Origin of the sequence: Bradyrhizobium sp. ORS 375 (assembly GCF_000239775.1) — a bacterium.
GTDB lineage: Bacteria > Pseudomonadota > Alphaproteobacteria > Rhizobiales > Xanthobacteraceae > Bradyrhizobium.
Genome location: NZ_CAFI01000200.1, coordinates 1 through 7176 on the forward strand (window position 1 = coordinate 1; position 7176 = coordinate 7176).

Here is a 7176-nt window from a genome sequence, read left to right on the forward strand (position 1 = left end):
CCCGATGCCTCGTCTCCCCTTCGGCGACAGCTGAGAGCGACTGGCAAGACGATTGTCCAGTGTATCACGCGGCGCCTCGAATCGGGACAGCCGGCCAGGGCCTAGTGCCGGCCCCAGGGGCCTGCGGCCGGCGTACTCCATGGGCCGCTCTCGGCAGCTGCGCCCGGTGCGGCGGTCGGGCCGTCCGCGTGGCTCCAAGGGCCAGCTGGCGGCAGGGGCGGGGGCGTCGTAGCGCCATCTCCGGTTTCAGCGCTGGGATCCTCAGCCTGCACTTCATCAGAAGGCAGAGCCAGCGGACCGGGATCGTGGCCGCCGGCGAACTTGATCAGGGCCTGGACGCGGGCGTCGACCGAGGGATGGGTGGCGAACAGATCGGCAAAGCCCTCGCGCGGATTGTCGACGCACAATTCCATCACCGCGGAGGTCGCCCCGGGCAGCTCGCCGCGGCCTTCGATCTTGCGCAGCGCGCTGATCATGGCGTCGGGGTTCTTGGTCAGCTCCACCGCGCCCGCATCGGCGAGGAATTCGCGGGTGCGCGACAGCGCCAGCTTGACGACCTGAGACAGCAGCCAGGCCAGCACGATCAGCACCACGGCGATGATCACGACGATGACGGCGCCGCCGCCGGAGCCCCTGCGGTCGGAGTCCGACGACGACGAGGAGGAGGATGACGACGATCGGCCCCAGCCGCCGCCCCAGCTCATATTGGTGAACAGGCGGAAGAACAATTCGCCGAAGAAGCCGACCACACCGGCGATGATGACGGCCACCACCATCAGCTGGACGTCGCCGTTGCGGATGTGGGTCAGCTCGTGACCCAGCACCGCCTCGATCTCCTGGTCATCCAGCGCCGCGAGCAGGCCGGTGGTCACGGTGACCGAATATTGCCGCGGATTCAGACCGGTGGCGAAGGCGTTCAGCGCCGGGCTGTCCATGATCTTCAGCTGCGGCATGGTGATGCCGCGGGAGATGCAGAGGTTTTCCAGCAGATTGTACAGCCGGGGCTGCTCCTGGCGGGTCACGGCGCTCCCGCCGGTCACCGCGTCGATCATCTTCTGGTGGAAGAAATAGGCGATCACGATCCAGGCCGCGGCGCCCAGGGTGGCCCAGGGCAGCGCCTTGATCAGGTCGCGCGTGGCCGCGTGCATGTAAAAGGCGACGCTGCCATTGCCGTTGATCATCACCTCCGCGATCAGCGCGCCGGCGAACACCAGCACGTAGATCAGCAGGAACAGGCCGCCGAGCAGCAGCATCGAGCGGGTCTTGTTCGATGCGATGTGGGTGTAGAGACCGTAGGCGGCCATGGTGTCGGGCCCTTCAGCGGCGAGGGCGGCGGCTCAGAACTTGACGCTCGGGGCCGCCTCGACCTCGGCGCGGCTGGTGCCGAGATCGAAGAATTCCTTGCGGGTGAAGCCGAAGGTGCCGGCGAACAGCGCCGCAGGCAGCTGCTGGATGCCGGTATTGTACTCCTGCACCGCATTGTTGAAAAAGCGGCGGCTGGCGGCGATCTTGTTCTCGATGTCGGAGAGCTCGCCGGCGAGCTGCTGGAAGTTGGCGTTGGCCTTGAGGTCCGGATAGGCTTCCGAGAGCGCGATCAGCCGGCCGAGCGCGCCCGACAGCTGGCCCTCTGCGGCGGAGACCTGGGCCGGTCCCTGGGCCGAAATCGCGGCATTCCGCGCCTTGATGACCTCATCCAGGGTGCCGCGCTCGTGCGCGGCGTAGCCCTTCACGGTCTCGACCAGGTTCGGGATCAAATCGTGGCGCAGCTTGAGCTGGACATCGATGTCGGCAAAGGCCTGCCCGACGCGCTGGCTGAGGGCCACCAGCCGGTTGTAGGCGCCGAAGGCGAACAGCACGAGAATGACGAGGATGCCGAGGACGATCCAGCCGGACATGACGGGCTCCGAGGGAGAGGGCAGGAGGACATGGCGGCCAACGCATGGCGACGCCGCCGGTCCCAGGGTGGACCGGCGTACATTGGTCGCAGCAGGGCGGGTGGCCGTTCAAGTCATGTCAGCCCACATGCCTCGTTCGGCTGTCGCCCCTGCGTCGGGATTGGTGTCAGCGAACCTGACGGCTCAATAAGGGCGGGCAACCCGCCATTTCTGGTCGGGATCGTTGCCCTTGATGTCGCCGGGCGCCGTGTCGAGCTGGGAGGTATAGAGCGGGCGGTAGCGATAGGCCCACATCTTCTTGCCGTCGCTGCGGGTGATGACGGTGAAATCGCCGGTGGCCACCGCATTGTCGGGCGCAGGCAGCGGCGGACGCTTCTGCGCACACTCGCCGTCGCAGGTCGACTTGTTTCCGCTGGTGTCGCGCTCGGTGTAGTACAGCGTCATGCCCTTGAGATCGGTGAGGATCGCACCGTTCTTGCCGACGACGGCCTTGGCCGGCGCCGGTCCTGCTTCCTGCTTCGGGGGCGGCGGCGGCTCGGACCCATGACCTCCGCCATGTCCTCCGGCAAAGGCGGTGCCTGCCGAGGCCACCAGAATTGCAGCGATCGTCATCGTCCTGAACATCGACACGCGTTCCCTTGTGAGCAGCGCATTCAGCGCCCGTTGCAGCTCACCGTAGCAAACGCGGGTTTTTCTCGGGTTTCGCGAAATCGCGAAAATGAGAGACAAGTTCGACCCGACATTAACCATGCCGGGCCACGCTGGTATTCATGGAAATGGCGGCTCTACGCCGTCCCCCCAGTCCCAGCGCCGGGCCGCGGCAAACGCCGGTTTGTCGCGGCGGGTGATGCTGACCGCGGCTGCGGTCCCGTCGGCCAGGCACAGCTTGGCCGTCGCCCCAATCTTCGTCACCACCGGTGGTGCCAGGACGCGTGCGGCCGGGCGATGCGAGACCGGTTGGCGAGTGAGGGCGACAAAGCTGAACTTCTCGTCCTCGAACGGCGCATCCGCGCCCTTGAGCTCGCGATGCGCCCGCGACCGGGCGAGCCGCTGGACGAAGTGGCACCAGTCCGGCGCAACCAGCGGACACGCCGCCGCATGCGGGCAGGGGGCGGCGACATGGGCGCCTGCTGCAATGAGCTGGCCGCGCGCGGCGATGATGCGCTGGTAGCCTGCGGGTGTACCGGGCTCGACGATCAGAAGCGTGTGTCTCGTCTTCGTCCACAGCGCAGCGACCAATGCGGCACGCTCGGCGTCCGTGAGCTCGCCGATCATGTAGCTGGCCATCACGAGATCGGCGCTGTCGGTGCGATCGAGCAGCGCCCGCGCCTGGCCGAGCGCGTAAGCCAGCTCGCGCATACGCGCCGTATCGTCAGCAAGGGCGAGTGCCAGGGTGCGCAACGCCGGATTGGCATCGATGGCGTGGAACGAGTCCAGCGACGCAAAGGCCTCCGCCGCGGCGAAGCTCGCCGTGCCGGGGCCGGCGCCAACGTCGAGCAGCGAGGCCGGCGCAAAGTCCGGGCTTGCCTGCACGAGCGCATTCAAGCTCGCGGCCACAGCCGCGTAGGTCGCCGGCATCCGCACCGCGGCGTAGGCGATCGCGTCGGCGTCGCTGGTGATCGTGCTGGAGGTGCCGCCGCTGCGATAGGTGTCAGAGATCCGCGTGGCGCGGGTCGCTGCATCCTGCCGCGACAGGCCGTGCAGCCTGGCTTCCAGGCTCGCCTTCAGCGCGGCGGGCAGATCGGGAGAGATCATCATCCTCTCCATGCGTCACCCCGGGCGCCGCGCGAGCGGCGGTCCGGAGTGACGAAGCACGATCACGCCACCTGCTGGTCGAGGATCTTCACGGCCTCGTCGAGCGCGACCGAGACGAGCTGGGAGACGCCGCGCTCCGCCATGGTGACGCCGAACAGCCGGTTCATGCGCGCCATGGTGATCGGGTTGTGGGTGATGATGATGAACCGGGTCTCGGTCGAGCCCTTCATCTCGTGCAGCAGATTGCAGAAGCGCTCCACGTTGTGGTCGTCGAGCGGCGCGTCGACCTCGTCCAGCACGCAGATCGGCGAGGGGTTGGTCAGGAACACCGCGAAGATCAGCGCCATGGCGGTCAGCGCCTGCTCGCCGCCCGAGAGCAGCGACAAGGTCTGCGGCTTCTTGCCCGGCGGCTTGGCGATGATCTCGAGGCCGGCCTCGAGCGGATCGTCGCTCTCGATCAGATGCAGCGCCGCCTCGCCGCCGCCGAACAGCTCGGTGAACAGACGCTTGAAGTGGTCGTTGACGGTCTCGAACGAGGATTGCAGGCGCTCGCGCGCCTCCTTGTTGAGGCTCTGGATGCCCTGGCGCAGCCGCTTGATGGCCTCGACGAGGTCGTCGCGCTCGGTGGTGAGCGCAGTGTGCGAGCCTTCGACCTCGGTGAGCTCTTCCTCGGCGCGCAGGTTGACGGCGCCGAGCCGCTCGCGGTCGCGGCGCAGCTTTTCCAGGCTGTCCTCGATCTCGTGCAGCGGCGGCAGCTGGGTATCCGGGCCGATCTCGGCCATCGCGGCGACCGCGTTCGGCTCGCATTCGAGCATGTCGTGGATCTCGCGCTCGACATCGGCGACGCGGCGCTTGGCGCTCTCCAGCCGCTCCTCGGCGCGGGCGGCCGCTTCGCGCGACTTCGACAGCGCTTCCAGCGATGCCTTGGCGGCGCGGTCGGTGTCGCCCATCGCGGTCTCGGCTTCGGCGAGTGCGTCGGCCGCGACCTGGCGCTCTTCCTCCGCGATCGCGAGTTCGTCGATCAGCGCGCTGCGCTTCTCGGCAAAGATCTCCGGCGCGTTGTCGAGCTCGGCGCGCTCGTCACGGACCTCGGCGATGCGCGCCTCGATGGTGGCGATCTGCGAGCCGGCGCCGCGGATGCGGTTGAACCAGTCGTTGCGCTCGTTGATGATCGCCTGCACGCGGCGATCGGCGAGCTCAGCCTCGCGGGCCAGCGCCTGCGCCTCGGCGCGAACTTGCGCGGCCGCACGGCGCTTGGTCTCGATCTCGGCGCGCACGGCGGCGAGCCGGCCGTCGGCTTCAGTGGTCGCGGGCAGCCCCTCGATCGCCTCCAGCGCATTCTCGTGCAACTCGGCGATCTCGGCGCGGTCATGGGCCAGACGCGTGGAGGCCTCGACCAGCGCCGACTTGCGCGCCGAATGGCGGTTGATCTCGCGTTCGGCGTTGGCGTGGCGCTCGCGCGCCGAATTGACCTCGCGCTGGGCGGCGCGCCAGGCTTCGCGCGCGGCGCTCTCGGCTGCGGTTGCGGCCTTGACCTCGGCCTCGGCGCTCTCCAGCGCCTGGCGCTTGCTGGCGGCGTCGATGCGCGCCTGCTCCAGCTCGGCCTCGATGTCGATCAGGCGGGCGCGCTCGGCGAGACGACGGGCCGCGCCGGTCGGCGCATGCGCCGCGGCAATGAAGCCGTCCCAGCGCCAGACGTCGCCTTCCGGCGACACCAGCCGCTGGCCGGTGCGCAGCTGCGACACCAGCTGTGCGCCGCGGTCGCGCGACACCACGCCGATCTGGGCGAGACGGCGCGACAGCTCCGGCGGCGCCTGCACATAGGCCGCCAACGGCTCGACACCATCCGGCAGCGCGGGGTCGGTGACCTCGGCGCCGGCGACGGTCCAGTGCATCGGCGCGGAGGCATCGACGGGCGCATCGAGATCGTCGCCGAGCACGGCGCCGAGCGCCTTCTCATAGCCCTTGGCAACGGTGACGCCGTCGATGATCGGCGGCCACAGATTCTTGGTCTCGCTGTTCACCATCTTGGAGATGGTGCGCGCCTCGGTCTCCAGCCGCTGCGCGCGCTTCTCGGCTTCCGCGAGCGGAGCGCGCGAGGCTTCCAGCTTCTGCCGCGCGGCGGCCTGCGCGGCCTCGTTGGTCTGCACGGCCGCTTCAGCCTGCGCCTCGGCCTCTTCAGCGGCTTCGAGCGCGGCCGCCAGCGTGTCGAGATCGCCGAGATGCGCGGTCTCCTGCGCCAGCCGCTCCTCGTCGGCGCGGACATTGGCGATGTCCTGGTCGAGGCGGGCGAGACGGTCGCGATGGCTGCGGACGTTGGCCTCGAGCTGGTTGCGGCGCGCGGTGAGATCGGCGAGCTGCGTCGTCAGCTCGGTGAACTGGCGCTCCGTTTCGAGAAGCAGCGCCTCGGCCTCGGCGACGCGCTCGTCGACGCCGCTGCGCATCTCGACGCGCGCCTTGATCTCTTCCTTCAGCTCCGCGTCTTCAGTCTCGAGACGCTGCAGGGCAACCTGCGCATCCTGGTTCTGCTGCTGCTCGCGCGCGACGTCCGCGGTGAGCTGCATCAGGCGGCGATCGAGCTCGCCGGCACGCTCCTTGGCGCGCACCTCCTCGCGGTCGAGAAGGTCGCGGGCATTCTTCAGCCGCTGCATCGTCGCAGCCGCACGGGCCTCGGCCTCGCGCAGTGCCGGCAGATGCGCAGAGCGGATCGCCTGGATGCGGGCCGATTCGGCCTGCTCGCGCGTCCGCTCCGCCATCTCGCGTACGGCGACGTCGTGCGTATGCGCGGCGTCGTTGAGGTCGGCATGCGCGCCCATCCAGCGCAGATGATAGAGCGTGGCTTCGGCCTTGCGCACCTTGGCCGCGACCTCGCGATAGCGGATCGCCTGGCGCGCCTGCTTGCGCAGGCCTTCCATCTGGCCGGAGAGCTGGCCGATGACGTCCTCGACGCGCAGCAGATTCGTTTCGGCCGCCTTCAGCCGCAGCTCGGCCTCGTGGCGGCGCGCATGCAGGCCGGCGACGCCAGCGGCGTCTTCGAGCACGCGGCGGCGCTGCTCGGGCTTGGCCTGAATGATCTCGCCGATCTTGCCCTGGTGGACGAGGGCGGGCGAACGCGCGCCGGTGGCGGCGTCGGCGAACAGGATCTGCACGTCGCGGGCGCGCACGTCGCGGCCGTTGATGCGATAGACCGAGCCGGCCTCGCGCTCGATGCGGCGCGAGATCTCCAGAATGTCGCGATCATTCACGGCGGCTGGCGCGGTGCGATCGCTGTTGTCGATCGTCATCACCACTTCGGCGTGGTTGCGCGACGGCCGCGTGTTCGAGCCGGAGAAGATCACCGCGTCCATGTCGGCGGCGCGCAGCGATTTGTGCGAGGTCTCACCCATCGCCCAGCGCAGCGCCTCGACCAGATTCGACTTGCCGCAGCCGTTCGGACCGACGACGCCGGTGAGGCCGGGTTCGATCACGAAGTCAGTCGGTTCGACGAACGTCTTGAAACCGTGAAGACGAAGACGCGTGAGTTTCA

Annotated in this window: 5 protein-coding genes; all 5 read right to left on the minus strand. The window is 68.9% G+C overall.

Translation table 11 applies throughout. From position 1 onward, the window contains the following. Positions 1-101: 101 nt before the first annotated feature. Complete coding sequence (locus tag BRAO375_RS17185; RefSeq protein ID WP_009028731.1) at positions 102-1304, minus strand: M48 family metallopeptidase; 1203 nt, start codon at positions 1302-1304, stop codon at positions 102-104. 33 nt (positions 1305-1337) lie between these two features. Further along, complete coding sequence (locus BRAO375_RS17190; RefSeq protein ID WP_009028732.1) at positions 1338-1895, minus strand: LemA family protein; 558 nt, start codon at positions 1893-1895, stop codon at positions 1338-1340. 183 nt (positions 1896-2078) lie between these two features. After that, positions 2079-2519 (minus strand): COG4315 family predicted lipoprotein, encoded by a 441-nt coding sequence (locus tag BRAO375_RS17195; protein ID WP_009028733.1) that lies wholly within the window; start codon positions 2517-2519, stop codon positions 2079-2081. A 144-nt stretch (positions 2520-2663) separates the two neighbouring features. Continuing rightward, a complete protein-coding gene (locus BRAO375_RS17200; protein WP_009028734.1) occupies positions 2664-3650 on the minus strand; it encodes a small ribosomal subunit Rsm22 family protein in 987 nt (328 codons plus the stop codon). Positions 3651-3712: 62 nt separating this feature from the next. Continuing rightward, a partial coding sequence (gene smc, locus BRAO375_RS17205; RefSeq protein WP_035640747.1) for a chromosome segregation protein SMC occupies positions 3713-7176 on the minus strand: 3464 nt, incomplete at its 5' end.

Excerpts from the sequence above, each read along its gene's own strand:
- BRAO375_RS17185 (WP_009028731.1), bottom strand. The coding sequence starts at position 1,304 with ATGGCCGCCTACGGTCTCTACACCCACATCGCATCGAACAAGACCCGC.
- BRAO375_RS17190 (WP_009028732.1), bottom strand. The coding sequence starts at position 1,895 with ATGTCCGGCTGGATCGTCCTCGGCATCCTCGTCATTCTCGTGCTGTTC.
- BRAO375_RS17195 (WP_009028733.1), bottom strand. The coding sequence starts at position 2,519 with ATGTTCAGGACGATGACGATCGCTGCAATTCTGGTGGCCTCGGCAGGC.
- BRAO375_RS17200 (WP_009028734.1), bottom strand. The coding sequence starts at position 3,650 with ATGATCTCTCCCGATCTGCCCGCCGCGCTGAAGGCGAGCCTGGAAGCC.